The following is an 18,477-nucleotide window of genomic DNA, read 5'->3' on the forward strand; positions in this document are numbered from 1 at the left end:
AGTCATGCCGGAAGTGCTTTTCGGCACAAAAATAGTCATGAATCGTCAGCAATGTTCCCACATTCTCTGATAATTCATGACTGTCTCGAGGTGAATCATGACCTTTACCCCTGCTCAAGCCTTTGGAAAATATACTATTTTGTCATCCAACCTGATTGCCTCTGTGGTCATGTTGCTGGTAGCCTTTTATTTTTACTACAGGTCAAAAAAATCACCTCTTTTATTGGCCTATCTGTCCATTCTGGGGCTGTTACTCCTGTGGACAGTCTCCAAAGTGTTAAAAACGGTGACTCCCAACGTCCCCCTGCGATGGCTCTGTGTGGTGGTGCAGTATTTCGGGGTGCAGTTTTTGGGATTTGCCATTCTCCTTTTCGCCCTGCTTTACGCTGGTCATCCCCTGCCAGGCAAAAAAAAGATGGCCGCGTTGCTGGTTCACCCCATCATCAGTTTTCTGCTGGTGGTGACCAACCCCTGGCACATGCAGTTCTACCGGGTCTTCACTTATGAACGCACCCGGTTTGGCCTTTTTTTCCTGCCCAGTCAGATCATTCTCTACCTGTACATTGTTGCAGGCATGATCCTACTGGTGCGCCGCTCCTTTGAACCCAGCTTTCACCGAAAAAAGCGGGTCATCAGCCGGCTGTTTTCCATGCTGGCCATCGTGCCCCTTTTTGTGAACTTTTACTACATTACCTTTAAGTTCACCGACATTCCCTGGATTTTTCCCTTTCGCCCCTTTGATGTCACGCCCATTGCCATGGCCCTGTCTATGACCCTTTTTGCCATTCCCGCCATCAAATACAATTTTCTGGATATCGTGCCCCTCTCCTACCGCCATCTTTACCAGCACATTGATCAGGGCATTATTGTGGTTGATGATCAGCAGCAAATTCTTGACATGAACTGGCTGGCTGAAGAAACTTTTCCCTGGCTGCACCCCGCCATGCACCTGAGCGCCCTGCCAGATCACCTTTTTGGAGAGAGCGCTCCCCATCACCAGACAGCTCTCACAGCCTTCATTACCCAGCCCCCAGAAAATCAACCTTCACTGGTGACGCCCTGGCAGCAGTCGGTGTATAAGTGGCGGATGGCCTCCCTGGCAGCGGGCAGCCAGGTGCTGTCGTTCATTGATATTCGGGAAATGACACAACTACAGCAAAGCCTGGAGGCCTCCCGGGAAATGCTGGACAGTATCCACCAGGAGCTGATGGCCTTAATGGAAAAAGAAAAGGCGCTGGCCATGTTTCGTGCCCGCGCCGCTGTTTCTCAAAATGTGCATGATATTGTAGGCCACAGCCTCACCGTTGTCATGGGAACGCTGGAGCTGGCCCTGTTGGAGGAATCCCCGGCAGGAGTTGATGAAAAGCTTCACCAGGCCAGGGAACTGCTGCTCAACAGCCTTTCTGATTTGCATCATTCTCTGGCTGGCAGCACCAGCGCCGACATTCCCAACCTGGTTGAAGCCATCATGAGCCTGGAGAGCAGTGCTCTTTCTCTGGATGTGAACTGCCACGGCAACCCCTATCCTCTGAACCCTTTGCAAAATGAAGCCGTTTACCGGCTCTGTCAGGAGGCTGTCACCAATGCGGTAAAGCATGGCCAAGCCTCTACCTTGCATCTTTTCTTACGATATCATCCAGAAGAACTGGAAATTTATGCCATTGATAATGGCCGGGGCTGCCCGGTGATTGAAGAAAGCGTGGGCCTCTCTGGAATGCGCACCCGCCTGGCCCGTCTGGGAGGTCAGGTTACCTTCGGCGCCGCTCCGGGAAGCGGGTTTCATATTCATGCCAGCATACCAGTGAAGGAGGCGGTCCCTGTCAACCCCAGGATGTCTGCCGCCCAACTGTAAACCCGATGCCGGCAGGTATAGGACAACAGATTGTCAGTAAATTGCGTCTGTTAAATCAGACGATTTTTTAAAGCATACACAGAAATTTGCGTGCGGTCACTGAGCCCGGTTTTTGACAGCAACTGAGACACCCGGTTTTTAATGGTGCCTTCGCTGTAGCTCAAGGCTTTGGCAATTTCCCTGTTGGTTTTTCCTGCAGCCACATATTTGAGAATCTGAATTTCCGTTTTGCAGAACTGAACCCCTTCAATTTCCATTTGCAGCTTTGATTCACCACCATGCTGGCCTTCCAGCTTGAACCCGGTTTCATAGATTTCCCGGTGCACCACCATGATGTCGTTGGCAACGCAAAAGATGGACGCCAACAGCACTGCAGGCTTCATGTTTTTCAGCAGATAGCCGTCTGCCCCTGCCAGAAGGGCCTCGTTGATGCTGAAAGGGTCTTCAAAGGTGGTGAGCATCATCACCTTCACATCCCCATGGGCTGCCTTGATTTCCCGCAGAGCCGCCAGTCCGTCCATTTCGGGCATGCGAATGTCCAGCAGCACCACTTCCGGTCGGTGAACCGCCGTCATTTCAACGGCTTCCCGACCATTTCCCGCACATGCCACCAATTGAAAGCGATTGTCGGCACGCACCATTTCTTCCAGCATGGTCAGGAACAGCACTTGATCGTCAGCCAACAGCACCTTAATCATTTCTGGCCACCTTCTCTCTCGTCATCATTTTCCGCACCACCTGGCGCAGCTCTTTATAGAGCTGGCCCACCCCCTGGCTGACAGCAGCCGTCTGGTTTTGTTTGTCCTTCATGGTCATCTGGTGCTGCCCCTGAATCTCTTGGATCTCTTGGATCTCCTGAATGTATTGGTTAATGCCTTCCACAATGTTCTGATTGATTTCCCTGAGGAGCCGGTCTTTTTCTTCTTCATAGCCAAACTGCTCCAGCTTTTTAAGGGAAGCCGCCAGCCTGCTGTTCAGCTCCTGGCGTTGGTGGTTTTGGGTCTGTATCAGGTGAATCAGCTGTATTTCATCCTCTGCCTGATGCATCAGCATCACCGTTCCCACCCAGTCTTCCTCTTCATCAAAAACCTTGGAAAGGATCACATAGCTTTTAAGACTGGGAACCATCAGCTTGAAATGAGCCGGTGACTCATGGCGGTGGTGATGACGAAAGAAGGCTTCCAGAGTTTCTTGCTGGGCATCTGACATTTCTGAAGCAAACTGCTTCAGGTAATCCTTTAGCTGCGCCACCGTGTTTGCGGCCAGAGACGCCATCTCTCCCCTGGTGACAGCCACCAGTTGAAATTGGCTGTCATATATATAGGCCTGATCTTCCAGGGCCTGAAACACCTCTTTGAGAGAAGGGGCTGCTTCTGTCTCCTGCTTATCTGCCCGTCTATTCCTCCAAAACAAGCGGCCAGCACCACCATAAGCCACCACCGCCACTGCCAGGGAAACCTGCTGTATGTGTTGATGCATGACCCGCATGGGCAACTCCAGCATGGCAATGATCATCAAATACATCATCAAGGCCATCACCAGCCCTGCTGAACCTATGTGAAACCAACCCAGCCACGGGGAGCTTCCATACCGGTGGTTCCAGTGAAAGTTGAGCCAAATCAACCCAATAAGGGGAATCATACCCGCAACGGCCCCGACAAATGAAGTCATGGTATACATGAATCTTCTCCCTTCTTTCCCCGCTTTTGCTCTGCTGCCACTGCAAAGAATCACGCAAAGATCAGCGCAGCATCCTCAAGGATTATCACAATATCTTCAAAAACCAACGACACATCCTCAAGGAGCAGCGACACAAGCTATTTAACCGACACAACCTGATGGTTGGTTCATTTTATCACAATCCGCCGTCTTCCTGCCATGGTTTCCACAGCTTATCCACCATATTTCCACCTTTATCCCCAGTTATTGCTTCTTTTCCACAGGCTCTCCTGTCTTTTCCACACATTTGTCAACAGCCTTCCCCCTTATCGCTCCTTAATGCCCCCTTTTCAATGCTTTTTCCACAGCCATCCGGGGTTTTCCACAGGTTATCTACATGCACGAGAAAAAAGAATCACCCATTGATAAATCTATTTAGCAGTAGGCAGTGGCAGCCAGGCGATGATAGCCTTTAAGTCAGTCACCCATGTAGAATCTGCCCCCCCATGTCAAGATGAGACCCCAGCCCCTTGACTTGACAGTGCTGACATTCCGGCCCTCCCTCACTTGATGGCACAGATACCCTAATCCTGACTTTGTGGTGCTGACCTGCCGCCCCAAAAATGCTATAATGAAATCAGCGGAAAGGACGTGACTCCATGGCCGACAGCACCATCAGGAACCCCCATGACAAGTACTTCAAGGAGAACTTCTCCCGGGTGGACGTGGCCCAAAGCTTTCTGACCCATTACCTGCCGGAAGAACTCCTGAGTCTCCTGGACCTTAACAGCCTCCGGCCTGAAAAAGACCGGTTCATTAATAAAAACCTGAGGGAAAGCCATTCCGACATGCTTTACAGCGTCCGCATCGACGGACAGGAAGGCTACCTCTACTTCCTCTTTGAACACAAAAGCTATGTGGAAAAAGACATCCTCTTTCAGTTGATGAAATACATGGCCGACATCTGGCAGACTGTTATCAAGCAGGGAGAAAAGGAACTGCCCCTCATCATTCCCCTGGTCATCTACTGCGGTGCCGATCGGTGGAATGTGGGCACTCGACTGGGGGACATGATCCCCGGCTACCCGAACCTGCCGGAAGCAGTGAAAAAGTACGTACCCGACTATGAATACCCCTTCTTCGACCTGACGGAGTACAGCGAGGCAGACATGAAAGGCAGCACCCGATTCCTCATCATGACCATCGCCTTCCAGAGCGTGTTCCAGCGGGGAACCGCAGGCCGGGACGCCCGAAGCGTGATCCTCCGGGCCGGTGAGTACCTGCGCCACCTGGAAGACCAGCAGGATGCCATGGACTGTTTCAAAACCCTCCTTCATTACCTGCTTCGGGAGGGAAGACCCCTGAGCCGGGCACAAGTAGAAGAAGCCGCCCTTCAACTGAAGGGCATCTATGGGAAAGGAAGTGAAATCATGAAATCCACACTGGATCTATTGCGGGAAGAGTTTCGAATGGAGGGGAAACGAGAAGGCAAGCTGGAAGGCAAGCTGGAAGGCAAGCTGGAAGGCAAGCTGGAAGGCAAGCTGGAAGGCACACTGGAAGGGAAGGCAGACGCTCTCATCAAGCAGCTAATGAAGCGTTTTCATGTACTGCCGGATGACATGAAAGACAAAATCAGGAAGCTGGACGCCGCCACCCTTGACATGATGCTCCTGGACATTTTTGAGTACCAGAGCGTGGAAGATGTAAAAAAGTGGCTGCACTGAGCTTCGGTGATACTGCAGCCTATGATTAGAGGACGTTTACAAGGCCCCTTTCCCTACTGGGACAGGGGTTTTTTTAGACGACATGCATGGTTAAAGTCAATGAATTTGGGCCAGAACAATTGTCCCGCCGGACGCACAAAAAAGGGACAGGTGCACTGATGGCACCTGTCGAGATAAAGAACGCCTATTGGACGGAAGTCCCCTTGTGAGGTTTTCGATATACTATTCGTGCCCCCTGATTTTTTTGGGGGACTTTTTTAAAAAAAATGTGCCTCATTTTTTGAGTTCAGTTTTTGAGTGCTGTTTTTGAGTTCAGTTTCAGGGAACCAGTTCATACGCCACCGGCTCATCCACCTGATGAAATCTGTTGTATTTCAGGATGGCAGCATGATCCACTTCATTCCAGTCTTCTTCTGTTTCCACCAGAACCAAAATCCCCAAAGGGGCGTTTCGAAAATCGTTGCCTGTGAAATTGGCAATACCTTCAATGGCCACTTTGATAAGTCCTGCGAGATGCTCCTCTTCCTCACCAAATCCATCCAGTACTGCATTTTTCATATAAAGAACGCCCGCTGCCTCCACGCGTATCATCCAACCGTCGTAGTCTGCGCCGGCCACCAACGCTTGTCCGTTGCCATCCAGCCACACTTCCCGGTTCACCACCAACGGTTCTGACAATACGATCCCCTCTGTCAGTTTGATGACGTCAATTTTTTCATCTGCCAGTGCCTGCATCAGCGTTGTCTGACTGACAGCCTCTGCCACTGTATAGTCTTCACCCGGTTCGCCCTCCGGCCCCCAATGATGCTGCCACTGCAACGTTTCACTGAAGCGCATTTGAATTCCCGGCGGCAGCTCTTCTTTTTCCATCAGCCCCGGCGGCAGTGTGAAGCCCTGCTTCAGCAGACCCGGCGGCGTTCCTTTTCCCCGAAGTCCCGGAGGAAGACCGCCCCCCGGACCATACTCTCTGAACTTTTCATCATTCTCATTCTCTTGTTCCTGTTGTTGTGTGGCTGCCTGTTGCTGCAACTGGCTGACGGCCTCTTTTCGCGCCTGGCCCGGCGGTACTTTGGCTTCTGCAAACACCTGTGTACCACCCACCAGTAATCCAATGACGAATCCCATGACAACTACCATGGATATGATGCGTTTCATGTTCTTATTCACGTGCATTCCTCCCTGGTTTTGACCCTGAAAGCAGGACCATTTTAGCACACACGCCTTCGAATGATCTCTTTGAGACATTTAAAACCGATGGCGGTTGAACCCTTTTCATTCACAATTGTTGAACCCTTTTCATTCACAATTACGGAAAGTGGTTGCATTTTAGGGAGCTTTTTGAATTGCTTCACCGGATTCATCGTCAGAAAGAGTCTCCAGACCTGTTATGCACTAATGAACAGGAAGCGTCTCATTAGTGGACAAACGAAAGATGGGTGCAGAAATGTCTTTCGCCACCGGCTCATCCACCTGATGAAATCTGTTGTATTTCAGGATGGCAACCGTTCACGGCTAAATGCGAATCACATCGCCCACATTTGGATCCAACAGCGTTTCATGCATGTGGTGGGTGATGGGCAGCTCAAAGCGATTTTTCTGATGAAAGGGCAGCCATTTTTTCGCCTGAAGCTTTGTCGCCAAAGCCGCAGCCTGGTAAATGTCAAGATGCACATTGTATCGAATATATCTGGTGCTTGGTGCGTTGCCTTGCAAAGATGTCTCTGTCTGGTTCAACAACCGATATCCAAAGGTGTTTCGGGCCTGATTGCCGGTGAGAAGCACCAGGTCTTTGCCGGTTAATTGTTGAAATATGCACTGGGAAAGGTCATCTTCCATCATGCCGTGAGCAGAAAGCATCACCGTAGGCGTATCAGGGATTCTGAAGGGCGGGTTGTCATCAAATAAACACAGCGACCCTTCTGCAAGACACCTGTCAAGGTAGTGGCTTGCCGTTGCTGGATGCTGAGCATCCACGATGCGATTTCTGCGCAGCCACTCCGGATACTGCAGACTTTCCTGCAGCGTTTTTTCAAGGCGTGCATCAATGGCAAGGGTATACCGGCGTCGGTGAATCTGACTCAACAACAAGGCCAGCAAATCCATTCCCCGGCCTTGTAATGGAACGGGTAACAAGACCCTTCCCCCCTGGGCCAGCTTGTCATCAATCAGCTGCATCATCAACCGCAGCTGGTTTTTTTGTTCAAAGGCATCCAGTCCATAAGCGGCATCAATTATGGCCATATCATAAGAACGGCAGGCAGGCAGCTGGTAGCGCATCAGCAATGAGTCGCAGGAAAAATCACCGCTGTAAAAAAGCTTCTTCCCGTGAAGGGAATCCTTCAACGTGTACCAGACAGAGCCGGGCATATGGCCGTTAGCACCCCATGACACCAAAAAAGAATGGAAACACACCTGGTGTTGATCGCCGGAAATCATTTCCAAAGAGCGCCAGTGACGATTCATCACTTCCTGGGAAAGAAGGCCGGATTTCAACAGATAGCGCTCTGTTAGCTGAGTCCCATAGAGATCCCCTCGAAATCCCTGATCAAAAAGACGGGGGAGTGCCCCGGTATGATCCTCGTGGGCATGGGTAATGAAAACACCGGATAAGGCTTTGATTTCATCGGGTGTCAGCAAGGGCCACCGCTGATGCCCGGACACCCCGTTCCCTTTCATCACGCCGGCATCCAGCAGCAGGGAATGGGCAGCGGTTTCCACCAGAAAACAGGCGCGGCCATATTCTTTGACACCACCACAAATTTTAAGCTTCATTCACATCACACTTTCCGTTGAATCATCTGTACCAATGTCATCACCAACAGGGTTAACCCCACGGTGAGAACCGCCATTGCCATTCCCAGAGATGCGTTGCCCTGCTCAAACTCCCTGAAAATAAAGGTGGCGGTGGTTTGAAGTCCTGGCGGCCGCACCATGAGAGAAGCAATCAGCTCCCGAACAGAAATGATGAATGTCATGAGCCAACCGGCAACCATGCCCGGTCGAATCAGCGGGAAGAGAATCTGCCGAAACAGGTAAAACGGCCGTGCACCACTCACCCGGGCTGCCTGAAAGAGGGTTGCATCAATTTGCTCCCGGCTGGATTTCACATACTGCACGGTAAAGGGGAGAAACAGCACTGTGTAAGTCAGCACCAGCATGGCATTGGTATTGTAAATCGTCAGCGGCATCCAGGGTGAATTCCAGAACAGAATCATTCCAACGATGATGACAATGGAGGGGACTGTATTGGAAAGAATGCTTGAAGCATCAATGAAACCCTTCCGAAAACCCCTGGAAGGCACCACCACCAGCGCGATAAACGTGCCGATGACCAGCGAAAGCGTTGCAGAAATGGCCGACAGTCGAAAGCTGGTTAACATTGCCTCTAAACCGGATGATCCCCATGTCAAGATCGCCTGATAGTGGGAAACTGTCAGATTATTCAACTGCAGGCCATAGCCCCGCAGATTCATCAGTGACGTGGCAACAATGGAAAAATAAGGTACACCCACCGAAAGGGTCAGTGCAGAAAAGATGAACAGCCACGCCGGCCACTGGCGAAAACCGGTTAAATAAACGCGGGCATCCCGGTTTCTGCCGCTGACAATCTGAACCGCATATCGGCTGGATAACACGGTTTGAACTGCCCAGATCAACAGACTGGTTCCCAGTAGCAGGGAAGCAATGGCGGCACCTTTGCCAAAATCGATGGGCCAGGAATTGGTATAGCGGTAAATTTCAGTGGTCAACACGTAATACCCCACCCGTCGGCCCAGTGTGGCGGGGGTGCCAAACTCAGAAATGGTTTTGACAAAGATCAGCAGCGCTCCCATGCTGTAGGGAGAAGCCAGCAGCGGGAGGATGATACGGCGAAGACGGTATGAAAAACTGCCCCCATGAATGGCGCCGGCATCCTCCAGCGACCCGCTGATTTCTGTCAGGGCATTTCGCAGCAACAGGTACAGAAAGGGAAACAAATGCAGGCTCATAATGAGTACAATTCCAAAAACAGAAAAAAACAGAGGTTGTAAAAAGTTCAGGGCAGGAAAAAACTGGTCCAGAAACCCTCTGGGTTGCATAAATAAAATCCAGCCCATGGAACCAATGTAAGGCGGTGTCATAAAGGGAACCAGCAACACGATTTCCATCCACCGGTGCTTTCGAAGGGGGGTTTTGACCATGATCATGGCCATGGGAAAGGCCAGCAGCGTCGCTCCCGCCACCACCCACAACCCCAGTTTCAATGAGTTGAGGTACACCTCCACAAGACCTGGATCAAGGAGTGTTTCCAGCGGAGCTCGCCACCGCCAGATACCATCGGTCTGAAAGCTGCGGAGCAGTACCATGAGCAATGGCAGCAGAATCATGGGCAGGAGAATGGTGACCGCTGCGATTTGACCAAAAACCAGCAGGGGATGCAGCTTCATTTTTTTCATAAGTCAACTCCTGTCAACCACAACGATTCAACGGGATCTGTGGTTTCATCAGTTCAATCATCAGGCGGCCCTTTGCCAGAGCCGCCTGAGATGAATCACATCATGGACCAAGCCGGGTACAAGGTGGTTTCAGCGCATAATTGACTGGAATTGTTCATTGATGGCCTGCTGATTTTCAGCCATCCAGTTCCAGTCGATATCAAACTGGGGAATTTCTGCGTATCCAGGACGGTCGGGATGGGCGGGTACGTCTGAGCGCCCGGGAAGAATATACACGTCGGCAACCATTTGCTGCGCTTCGTCAGACAACAGATAGTCAATGAACATTTCAGCGGCAATCAGGTTGTTGGAGGAGGCCATAATCATGGCAGGCCGCGGGTTGATCACCGTGCCGCCGGCAGGATAGTGGATTCCCAGAGGCTCCCCTTTGGCAATGTCGCCGTAAGCCATGTAATCGACACCTGCCAGTACCACACTTTTTGAACCGCTGACCACCGCATCAAGGGCAGGGCGGTTTGCTCCGGCTACCTGAATCCCGTTATTTTTCAAGGCTTCAAAAAGATCCCAGCCATTGTCGGGATGATGGCTGATGTAACCGGCAATGAAGTCAAGGGCCGAACCGGATTCACTTGGGTCAGGCATCGACACGACCCCATCAAACAGGGCTTCGGCATAATCATCCCAATCTTCTCCGGGAACGTCCACCAGCAGCGTGTTATAGGTAACCCCCAGGGCTGAAGCACTGTAACCGAAGAGAAAATATTCGTCGTTCAGTTCGGGAAAAAGCAGATCTGCATTCACAGCATCATTGTACTGATGGAGAAGCCCCCGCTCTTTCAGGTCCATACCGGATGGCCAGGAAGCCAGCACCACCACATCCGCCAGCGGATTGGCCATTTCAGCCTCCAGGCGTCCCATGACGGCACCAGTGGTTCCCTGAAACATTTCCACCTCAATGCCGGTGGCGGCAGTTAAGCCGTTGGCCAATGACTCGGCAAGACCTCCCGGCCCTGCTGAATAAACCACCAGCGGTTCGCCGGTTGGTTCCCGTACTGCCAGAGGCGCAGGGTCAGAAGGGGCTTCTGCCGATGCCTCGGGCGCAGGCGTGTCAGTGGCCGGTTCAGTCACCGGGGCCGGGGCAGCGGGTGCACAGGCACCCAAAAACAGGACCATGCAAAGAGTGAGGCAGAGAAGCAAACGTTTGGTTGTTGTCATAAAAATGCTCCTTTCAGTTTGGGGTAACGGGTGGATGGCACAGATGCTTTCTTCAGGGGATGCTCTGAACATCACCCGGGGCAAGATACAGCGTGATGTCATCGCCCACAGCGGGTCTGAACGGCAGGTAAGAAGTCCAGAGACGGTCTTTGAATCGAACGAACACCTCGTAACGATCACCTAAAAAAGCAACGTGGCTGACAATGCCGGAAAAGGTGAGGTCATCAGGATGATGCGGCTGCGTGCGCAGCTTTTCAGGCCGCACCATTCCCTTCAGCTGATGCTGATCATCTTCCAGCTCATTGCTTTTACCAATAAAATGGGCGACAAATGAATGTTGAGGACGGTTATACAGATCTTCCGGTGCACCACTCTGTAAAATGGCACCCGCATTCATGACAAAAATACGGTCGGACATGGACATGGATTCGCTCTGGTCGTGGGTGACATAAATGGCGGTCAGTCCCAGTTCTTTCACGATACTCACCAACTCCACCCGCAGTTCATCGCGCAACATGGCATCCAGCGCACTGAGTGGTTCGTCCAGAAGAATCAGCTGCGGCTTCGTCACAATAGCCCGGGCAAAAGAAACCCGTTGCTGCTGGCCTCCAGAGAGCTGGCGGGGATAACGGGTCTCGAATCCAGATAACCGGACTTTCTCCAATGCCCAGTACACCTGGTCGTTTAAATGAGTGGTTTGCCTGCGGGCGCGCAGCCCAAAAGCGATGTTCTCGAAAACGGTCATATGTGGCCAGAGGGCAAAATCCTGAAAGACCATTCCGATATTCCGCTTTTCTGCCGGTAGTTCATGAGCTGCTTCACTGGAATAAACCACTTGATCGCCAAATTGAATGAATCCGCCGTCAGGCGTTTCCAGCCCGGCCAACAGCCGAAGCAACGTGGTTTTTCCACAGCCCGAAGGACCAAGGAGTGAAATGAACTCACCGGAATGAATCGCAAAGCTGGAAGGTTTCAGGGCAAGTAATCTGCCGTCATATGATTTGCAGAGATCTTTTACCAGAAGTTTCACATGGCCACCTCCTTTGTGGTACCCATTGTAACGGTGAAAAGTTATCTCCATATGAAGTCCATGTAAAAAAGACGTTAAATAATAGTAAAGAAACTTATCTATCCCATCAATTTTGTTTATAATGCAGAAGAAAGTTGGCGAGAATGATGAAAGTGTGTTTGTTCAGCGAAAAGATGAGAATCAGCAGAAAGGATGAGAATCAGCAGAAAGGGAGGAAACCCGTGCCGGAGGAAATGACGAGGTCAAAAGAACGGAGTAATGGTTTGAATTTGGTGAGATTGCGCGTATTAACACTCATTGAAGAAGGGTGCCGTCTGTCGGAAATAGCAGATCATTTGAGTATGACTCAGCCGGCGGTCAGTTTTCATATGAAAAAGCTGGAGGAAGAAACCGGGCTGGAACTTTATCACCGGGTGCATCAGCGGGTGCTGCTGACAGACGCAGGAAAGGGACTGGCGGTATACGCCCAGAAAATGTCGGCACTTTCAGATCAGACCATTCGTTATGTTCAGCAATTCAAAAACCTGTCTCGCGGGCAGCTGACCATTGGCTCCAGTCATGTGCCTGCCGCATATATCCTGCCGCATCTTATTGGCAGCTTTCGAAACGTTCACCCTGATATCTATTTGCAGCTGAAGGTGAAAACCAGTGCGGTTATTCTGTCAATGCTCAGGGAAAATCAAGTGGACCTGGCTTTTTTGATGGCTCAAAAAATAGACGATGCTGATCTTGAGGGGATCAGCATTCTTGAAGATGAACTGATGTTGATTCTGCCGCCGTCTCATGCGCTGGTCCAAAAACCCGTCATCACTGTCGCCGATCTTCAGAAAGAAACGCTGATTCTTCACGACACTTCTTCCACCACTCGAATTCTCTTTGATGAATGGATGAAAGAGCATCACCTTTTGCTACAGGGATCATTGGAGCTGGGATCCGCCGAGGCTCTAAAAGAAGCAGTGGAGGCAGGTCTGGGAATTTCAGTGCTGTCCAGTTCGGCAGTGAAACGGGAAGTGAAGGCCCGGCGGCTGGTGACACGGCCTTTGCCAAAACCCATTAAAAAACACGCTATCTGTCTGGTGTACCTGAAACACATGCCCCGAAGCCCAGCCTTCAACGCCTTTATCGAAATGGTTTGCCGGCAGTCCTTCTAAGATCAAACCCGCTGATCCAGAACAAAACTGCCTGCGACGGGTTTTCAGTGGATAGGTAATAAGGAATAGTGGATAGAAAAGCAAAACCTTAAATAACTTTATCCACAGCCTTTTTGCGCATGCTATTTTCTATAACAAAAAAGCCGCCCAGGGCGGCTAGAGGTTGAGGACAAAGGACTTTGGCCAGGGCATCAGAAATCAAATCCAGTCTGATGTGATTAAATGGCACTTTTGTTATGTCAGTTGACGGCTTCCCGGTTTCACCGGTTGGCTGTGCCGGCAGAGGGGGCAGGTTTCGGGGTCAAAGGTTTCGATGGTCAGTTGAAGCAGTGAGGTGACCGGCACCTGCAGCACATGACTGCCGCCGCTGCGGTCCACCAGCACGGCGGCGGCTTCCACAATCCCCCCGGCTTCCTGCACGCATTCAATGGCTTCCTGCACCGAACCGCCGGTGGTGATCACATCTTCCACCACCAATACCCGTTGTCCTGGTTGGATGGTGAATCCCCGGCGCAGTTTCATCTTGCCGTCTTCCCGTTCAGTGAAGAGGGCCGGTACCCCCAGCTGACGTCCCATTTCATAGGCCACAATGACGCCGCCCATGGCTGGTCCCACCACCAGATCACAGGTGCCTGTCAGCTTTGCTTTTAAAGCACCTACCAGGGTTTCAGTGTGCCAGGGATATTTCAGCACCTGGGCGCACTGAACGTATTGGCGGCTGTGTTTGCCGGAGGTGAGTCGAAAATGCCCTTCCAGCAATGCCTGAGATTCGATAAAGATGGCTTTAACGGCTTCCTGATTGATTTGTTCCTGATTCACAGGCTGTTGATTCATAGGCTTCTGATTCATGTGTTCTTTCATTAATATGCCTCCCTGGTTTCAAAATAGTGAATGGTATCAGGATTGCTTACCTGGCCATGGTTTGTAAAATGCTTCGGGCCGCATCAGCGGGCTGAGGAGCGGCGGTGATGGGGCGCCCCACCACCAGATAGTCTGCCCCGGCATCAAGGGCCATTTCAGGTGTCATTACCCGCGCCTGGTCGTTCAGGTCGCTTCCGGCAGGCCGTATTCCCGGGGTGACGATTTTAAAACCGGCGCCACACTGTTTTCTGATGAGGGCGGCTTCACGGGCAGAAGCCACCACACCGTCCAGCCCGGCTTCCTGAGCCAGCACTGCCCATGCCACCACCTTGTCTTCAATGGTGCCCGTGAAACCCAGATCAGTTTCAAAGGCTTCCTGATTCATGCTGGTGAGCACAGTGACTCCCAGCACCACCGGCGGCTTCAGCCCCAAACGCGCTGCTTCTTCCCGGCTGCAAAGCGCTGCCTGCCGCATCATTTCCCGGCCGCCCCCGGCATGCACATTGAACATGCCCACACCCAGTCGGGTGGCAGCCCGTGCCGCCTGGCCCACGGTATTGGGAATGTCATGAAACTTCAGGTCAAGAAATACCTGTTTTCCCTGATTCAGCAGGCGCTTTACCATGGCGTTGCCTTCATTGTAATACAGTTCCATCCCCACTTTGTACCAGATGATTTCTTCTCCCAGGGCGCTCACCAGCTGGTTCACCTCCCCGGCTTCTGACTTATCCAAAGCAACAATTAGTTTTTCCCGGGCACTGTTTTGTTTTGTTGTTAGTTCATTCATGACATTTGATGACATTGATAAATGCTCCTTTCTGCGCTGCCGCCTTCATTTTCATAAACAAAACCCCTTTCACGGGCAGTTGGCATTCCTGCGGCTGAAAGGGGCACGGGCCGGATGATCGCCGGTCACATACCATCGCCTTTCCAGCCTCACAGGACTTGGTTTAAAGGGATGCACGTTGAAGTTCTTTATCGCCTTATGGCGCGGTTTTAATGGTTACCTGGTCGGTGCCGTCGATTTCTGCCAGCTGAACAGCGACCATTTCCTGATGGGAGGTGGGCACATTTTTCCCCACGTAGTCTGCCCGAATGGGCAGTTCCCGGTGCCCCCGGTCCACCAGCACCGCCGCCTGTATTTTCTGTGCCCGTCCCAAATCCATGAGGGCATCCATGGCGGCCCGAATGGTGCGGCCGGTATACAGCACATCATCCACCAGCACCACCACCTTACCCGTGATGGAGAAGGGTAGTTCAGCGGGTTTCACCACCGGCATGTCTGAACGGGTGGTAAGATCATCCCGGTAAAAGGTGATATCCAACTCTCCCAGAGGAACGGTGACGCCTTCGATTTGGCTTATTTTTTCCTGCAGACGCCGGGCCAGGGGTACCCCCCGGGTATGAATGCCCACCAGTACCACTTCTTCAATCCCCCGGTTTTTTTCAATAATCTCATGGGCCATTCGCGTCAAAGAGCGCCCTATTTTTTCGCCATCCAAAATCACCGACTTCGTCTGCCATTCCATTAACGCTTCCTCCTTTGCCATAAAAAAACGACTTACCGTGAGGCAAGCCGTTGTCATCTTATTCCGGGAAACACTTTTCCGGTGCTGCCAGGCAAGCCTGCCAGCCAATGCAATGATGGCTCTTTTGTGATCTCACGGAATCACTTTAAAAGATAAACTACCTCATTCTATCAGGGTTCACTTCTGGTGTCAAGGATGTCCAAGGTTGTCCCCCGCTCCGCCAGTACTTCCATGACTTGCCTGCATTGGAGTCCTCTCCCGAACAGTTTCTTTGAACCATTCTTTTCAAACTTTCTGCCGGGAAGAATGCAGAAATAATGCAGAAAGAAAGTCATTAAATGATAAATGATGCAACTTTTTCCTTTGATGCCCCGTCTTAGAGAGTGTCGGGTGAAATACAACACCACCCCAATCATCATCGCAATTTACATTGATTTCAACACGAAATGTCATCCTTGCGATCATATGGAAAGGAGCTATTCACATGTTTTTGATTTCCAATCTTCAGCACCGAAAAAAATCGCTTCAACCCCTGGCCGTTTTACTGGCACTGGCCCTGCTGTTGCCCCTTGGCGCCTTAACCGCCTTCGGAGAGAACCTGCCCGGCGACGGTTTTGCCGCTCTCAGGCAGAAAGAGCCTGTTCCCGCCTTTGGCTCTATTACCGGCACCGTGGCAGAAATACGGCCCATGCAGTCACTCCCCAATGCCTATTACATTCTTTTGGAGGACGAAGAGAGCCCCACCTGGTTCACCATCACCGCCGATACGTTCCTCTTCAGTGATGAAGCTCCCGAACCCGGCGACACCGTCACCGGCTTTTATGACCTGAACGCTCCCATGATTCTCATCTATCCGCCCCAGTATCCCATTGTGGCCCTGGCAGTGAACCCAGGAGACACCCACCTGTTTGTTGGAGAATTTGGCAGCGATCTGGTGGATGCCACCGAAACCCTGATGCTGGTAATCACCGAAGACACCCGGGTGGAAACCCCTGACGGCCAGCCTTTTGCGGAGCCCCTGACCGGTCATACCCTGGCAGTGGAATACAGCACCTCCACCCGCAGTATTCCCGCTCAAACACGCCCCCAGCGCGTGGTGGTACTGTCGGCAGAACTGAATGATGCTGATGTTACCGAGGATGAAAATGATGAAAATGAAGCCACCGATGAGATTGACGGAGAAGATGAACACGAAAATGAACCTGCAAAGCCGGAAGAAAATGGCAATGCATCTTCCCGTCCCATCACCCATGAGCCCGACTGGATGCCTGCCCTTGATGGCATGGATCTGGTGGTGGAAAATACCATTCTTCCCGATGCTCCCGCCGCCTGGGCCACCGACAATCGCGTGGTGATGGTTCCCCTTAAAACCATTGCTGAGGCCCTGGGCTACCGGGTGCACTGGCTGGCTGAAACCCGCACCATCACTCTTTCTGACAGTTATTCTCTCACCATTGGCGCTGACGCTTATGTGGATATGAGCCAGGATTCTCCCATTCGACTGGGAACACCACCGGCACTGCGGGAAGGCCGTACTTTTGTGCCCCTCACTTTTTTCAGGGATGTGATTCCCATGAACAACGCCTATGTGTTTGAAAACCAGATTGTCATTGATAATCAGGAGATTATGCACTAGAACTGCAGGGAATAGTTAATAGGGAATAGTGTATAGAAACCATACGCTAAGACTGCAGTGAATAGTTGATAGGGAATGGTGAACAAGAAAAAACGAAAAATAGACATATTAAGTAGAAATACCAGCTATCAATCAAAACCAGCGAGAAAAGAATCCTGCTTGCAGATCTATCAGAATAATACCGCCTGCGGTGAGTTAACTGACTCAAAACCGCAGGCGGTTTCTTTGTGGTATAGGAAACAGCATACGTACAATAAGTGTGGATAACGTTTTGGCACTGAGTGGTCTTCAGTCAAGAAAAAGGACAACTAAAAATGAGTTTTTCTGAGTCAAATCACTTTTTATTCCACGGTCTTCTTGACAGCGAGCCTCTGGTGGCATGAATGCTGGCATCGAAGGCATCCCCTTTGGTCAGAGAAGAAAAGCGCTTCGGGGGAAGTGATGCCTGGCGGCCAGCCTATCATGCCGCCACTCGCTGTCAAGAAGCTTTCGGCGGCATAAACCGTTCTTTTGCCTGCTTTTCGTAGTCATGGGGTGAGTTCATCTCACAATGACTGTGGATTCGTGTGGTATTGTAGAATGTTTCTATATATCGGAAAATCAATTCGTGGGCATGCGCTGCATTTTTGATGATGTACCTGTTGAGCCACTCGCGTTTAATAAGGGCATGAAATGATTCGATGGGAGCGTTGTCCCAGGGGGTGGCTTTGTTGGAATAGCTCCGTATAAAGCTTTTGGCTGGGGTGGCTTCAAGGTATGCCTTCGAGACATCCTGGCAACCTCTGTCGCTGTGAATGATAGTGGGGCTGTCGGTGCTTCGATGCTGTTTCGCTTTTTGAACAGCAACCAGGACGCCTTCTGTTCTTAAATGATCTGTCACATGCCATCCGATGATTTTCTTGAAAATAGATCCATGACAGAGGTGAGGTACACAAAGCCGCTGGTGGTATAGCAATAGGTGATGTCTGTTACCCATACGGTGTTGGGTGCTGCTGGTGTGAAGTTTCGCTTCAGTATGTTTTTCAACTGGTTGTCAAAGTCTGGATCGATGGTGGTTTGTCGATAGGGTGATACCCAAATGGCACGAATGCCTTCTTCTCTCATGTAATTTTTCTGCCACGTGTATTCCTTGCTTTATGAGCATTTCAGTGATTTTAGGAGCACCATATACTTGGTAGGATTCATTGTAGATCTGGACGATTTTTGCTTGGATCATTTTTTTCCGCCGTTCCTGATCTGATGGCTTTCTATTTCGAAATTGATAGTAGCCTGATGTTGAAACGCCTAGAAGTTTGAGCACACTGCTAACAGAAAGAGGGCGTTTCCTGGAAGTCTCTTCTACAAGGGTGTAGAAACCTTTTGTTAGTCGTTCAGTATGCTCATG

17 protein-coding genes are annotated in these 18,477 nt (G+C 51.1%); 4 read left to right on the top strand and 13 right to left on the bottom strand.

Features of this window, described 5'->3' with window-relative positions; genetic code table 11:
• The first annotated feature begins 97 nt into the window (after positions 1–97).
• Positions 98–1,852, top strand: a complete 1,755-nt coding sequence (locus QOL74_RS09110; protein WP_283409150.1) for a sensor histidine kinase — start codon at positions 98–100, stop codon at positions 1,850–1,852.
• A gap of 50 nt (positions 1,853–1,902) precedes the next feature.
• On the opposite strand, the gene QOL74_RS09115 is transcribed toward QOL74_RS09110, so the two are convergent.
• Together QOL74_RS09115 and QOL74_RS09120 are read right to left on the bottom strand one after the other, a co-directional pair.
• Positions 1,903–2,550, bottom strand: a complete 648-nt coding sequence (locus tag QOL74_RS09115) for a response regulator (protein WP_283409151.1) — start codon at positions 2,548–2,550, stop codon at positions 1,903–1,905.
• Positions 2,543–3,532, bottom strand: a complete 990-nt coding sequence (locus QOL74_RS09120; protein WP_283409152.1) for a hypothetical protein — start codon at positions 3,530–3,532, stop codon at positions 2,543–2,545. Before QOL74_RS09120 ends, QOL74_RS09115 begins: the two co-directional genes overlap by 8 nt.
• A 638-nt stretch (positions 3,533–4,170) precedes the next feature.
• Here QOL74_RS09120 and QOL74_RS09125 point away from each other — a divergent pair.
• Positions 4,171–5,235, top strand: a complete 1,065-nt coding sequence (locus QOL74_RS09125) for an Rpn family recombination-promoting nuclease/putative transposase (protein ID WP_283409153.1) — start codon at positions 4,171–4,173, stop codon at positions 5,233–5,235.
• A 318-nt stretch (positions 5,236–5,553) separates the two neighbouring features.
• Here QOL74_RS09125 and QOL74_RS09130 read toward each other — a convergent pair whose 3' ends face one another.
• The 5 genes from QOL74_RS09130 to QOL74_RS09150 form a co-directional block, all read right to left on the bottom strand.
• Positions 5,554–6,402: a right-handed parallel beta-helix repeat-containing protein gene (locus QOL74_RS09130; RefSeq protein ID WP_283409154.1), complete on the bottom strand. Its 849-nt coding sequence runs from the start codon at positions 6,400–6,402 to the stop codon at positions 5,554–5,556.
• A gap of 345 nt (positions 6,403–6,747) precedes the next feature.
• Positions 6,748–8,007 carry an MBL fold metallo-hydrolase gene (locus tag QOL74_RS09135; protein WP_283409155.1) on the bottom strand — a complete coding sequence of 420 codons (1,260 nt, stop codon included), beginning with the start codon at positions 8,005–8,007 and terminating at the stop codon, positions 6,748–6,750.
• A gap of 5 nt (positions 8,008–8,012) precedes the next feature.
• Complete coding sequence (locus tag QOL74_RS09140) at positions 8,013–9,671, bottom strand: ABC transporter permease (RefSeq protein ID WP_283409156.1); 1,659 nt, start codon at positions 9,669–9,671, stop codon at positions 8,013–8,015.
• Positions 9,672–9,800: 129 nt separating this feature from the next.
• On the bottom strand, positions 9,801–10,886 hold the full coding sequence (locus QOL74_RS09145; RefSeq protein ID WP_283409157.1) for an ABC transporter substrate-binding protein: 1,086 nt from the start codon (positions 10,884–10,886) through the stop codon (positions 9,801–9,803).
• A 52-nt stretch (positions 10,887–10,938) separates the two neighbouring features.
• Positions 10,939–11,916, bottom strand: a complete 978-nt coding sequence (locus QOL74_RS09150; RefSeq protein WP_283409158.1) for an ABC transporter ATP-binding protein — start codon at positions 11,914–11,916, stop codon at positions 10,939–10,941.
• Positions 11,917–12,137: 221 nt separating this feature from the next.
• Here QOL74_RS09150 and QOL74_RS09155 point away from each other — a divergent pair, with 221 nt between their 5' ends.
• The gene (locus QOL74_RS09155) at positions 12,138–13,067 is read left to right on the top strand and encodes a LysR substrate-binding domain-containing protein (RefSeq protein WP_283409159.1); all 930 of its coding nucleotides are present in this window, start codon (positions 12,138–12,140) and stop codon (positions 13,065–13,067) included.
• Positions 13,068–13,301: 234 nt separating this feature from the next.
• Here the strand turns inward: QOL74_RS09155 and pyrE are convergent, their stop codons facing one another.
• The 3 genes from pyrE to pyrR form a co-directional block, all read right to left on the bottom strand.
• A complete protein-coding gene (pyrE, locus tag QOL74_RS09160; RefSeq protein WP_283409160.1) occupies positions 13,302–13,928 on the bottom strand; it encodes an orotate phosphoribosyltransferase in 627 nt (208 codons plus the stop codon).
• A gap of 46 nt (positions 13,929–13,974) precedes the next feature.
• Complete coding sequence (pyrF, locus tag QOL74_RS09165) at positions 13,975–14,730, bottom strand: orotidine-5'-phosphate decarboxylase (RefSeq protein WP_283409161.1); 756 nt, start codon at positions 14,728–14,730, stop codon at positions 13,975–13,977.
• 181 nt (positions 14,731–14,911) lie between these two features.
• Positions 14,912–15,457, bottom strand: coding sequence for a bifunctional pyr operon transcriptional regulator/uracil phosphoribosyltransferase PyrR (pyrR, locus tag QOL74_RS09170; protein ID WP_283409162.1), 546 nt, complete (start codon positions 15,455–15,457; stop codon positions 14,912–14,914).
• A gap of 484 nt (positions 15,458–15,941) precedes the next feature.
• On the opposite strand from pyrR, the gene QOL74_RS09175 reads away from it, so the two are divergent.
• Positions 15,942–17,093, top strand: a complete 1,152-nt coding sequence (locus QOL74_RS09175; RefSeq protein WP_283409163.1) for a copper amine oxidase N-terminal domain-containing protein — start codon at positions 15,942–15,944, stop codon at positions 17,091–17,093.
• A 478-nt stretch (positions 17,094–17,571) separates the two neighbouring features.
• Here the strand turns inward: QOL74_RS09175 and QOL74_RS09180 are convergent, their stop codons facing one another.
• Genes QOL74_RS09180 through QOL74_RS18470 form a run of 3 tightly spaced genes read right to left on the bottom strand, consistent with a single transcriptional unit; the run spans position 17,572 to position 18,309 of the window.
• Positions 17,572–17,973 carry an integrase core domain-containing protein gene (locus tag QOL74_RS09180; protein WP_283409164.1) on the bottom strand — a complete coding sequence of 134 codons (402 nt, stop codon included), beginning with the start codon at positions 17,971–17,973 and terminating at the stop codon, positions 17,572–17,574.
• The gene (locus tag QOL74_RS09185) at positions 17,970–18,197 is read right to left on the bottom strand and encodes a hypothetical protein (protein WP_283409165.1); all 228 of its coding nucleotides are present in this window, start codon (positions 18,195–18,197) and stop codon (positions 17,970–17,972) included. The genes QOL74_RS09180 and QOL74_RS09185 overlap by 4 nt, the downstream gene beginning before the upstream one ends.
• A complete protein-coding gene (locus tag QOL74_RS18470; protein ID WP_430383867.1) occupies positions 18,127–18,309 on the bottom strand; it encodes an IS3 family transposase in 183 nt (60 codons plus the stop codon). Before QOL74_RS18470 ends, QOL74_RS09185 begins: the two co-directional genes overlap by 71 nt.
• Positions 18,310–18,477: the final 168 nt, after the last annotated feature.

It is taken from the genome of Anoxynatronum buryatiense, from assembly GCF_900182905.1.
GTDB classification, from domain to species: Bacteria; Bacillota; Clostridia; order Peptostreptococcales; family Tindalliaceae; genus Anoxynatronum; species Anoxynatronum buryatiense.

What these genes read in the sequence shown, in the direction of transcription:
- QOL74_RS09185 (WP_283409165.1), bottom strand. Translation starts at nt 18,197, where the DNA reads ATGAGAGAAGAAGGCATTCGTGCCATTTGGGTATCACCCTATCGACAA.
- QOL74_RS09175 (WP_283409163.1), top strand. Translation starts at nt 15,942, where the DNA reads ATGTTTTTGATTTCCAATCTTCAGCACCGAAAAAAATCGCTTCAACCC.
- pyrF (WP_283409161.1), bottom strand. Translation starts at nt 14,730, where the DNA reads ATGTCATCAAATGTCATGAATGAACTAACAACAAAACAAAACAGTGCC.
- QOL74_RS09110 (WP_283409150.1), top strand. Translation starts at nt 98, where the DNA reads ATGACCTTTACCCCTGCTCAAGCCTTTGGAAAATATACTATTTTGTCA.
- QOL74_RS18470 (WP_430383867.1), bottom strand. Translation starts at nt 18,309, where the DNA reads ATGATCCAAGCAAAAATCGTCCAGATCTACAATGAATCCTACCAAGTA.
- QOL74_RS09120 (WP_283409152.1), bottom strand. Translation starts at nt 3,532, where the DNA reads ATGTATACCATGACTTCATTTGTCGGGGCCGTTGCGGGTATGATTCCC.
- pyrE (WP_283409160.1), bottom strand. Translation starts at nt 13,928, where the DNA reads ATGAAAGAACACATGAATCAGAAGCCTATGAATCAACAGCCTGTGAAT.
- pyrR (WP_283409162.1), bottom strand. Translation starts at nt 15,457, where the DNA reads ATGGAATGGCAGACGAAGTCGGTGATTTTGGATGGCGAAAAAATAGGG.
- QOL74_RS09140 (WP_283409156.1), bottom strand. Translation starts at nt 9,671, where the DNA reads ATGAAAAAAATGAAGCTGCATCCCCTGCTGGTTTTTGGTCAAATCGCA.
- QOL74_RS09125 (WP_283409153.1), top strand. Translation starts at nt 4,171, where the DNA reads ATGGCCGACAGCACCATCAGGAACCCCCATGACAAGTACTTCAAGGAG.
- QOL74_RS09135 (WP_283409155.1), bottom strand. Translation starts at nt 8,007, where the DNA reads ATGAAGCTTAAAATTTGTGGTGGTGTCAAAGAATATGGCCGCGCCTGT.
- QOL74_RS09145 (WP_283409157.1), bottom strand. Translation starts at nt 10,886, where the DNA reads ATGACAACAACCAAACGTTTGCTTCTCTGCCTCACTCTTTGCATGGTC.
- QOL74_RS09115 (WP_283409151.1), bottom strand. Translation starts at nt 2,550, where the DNA reads ATGATTAAGGTGCTGTTGGCTGACGATCAAGTGCTGTTCCTGACCATG.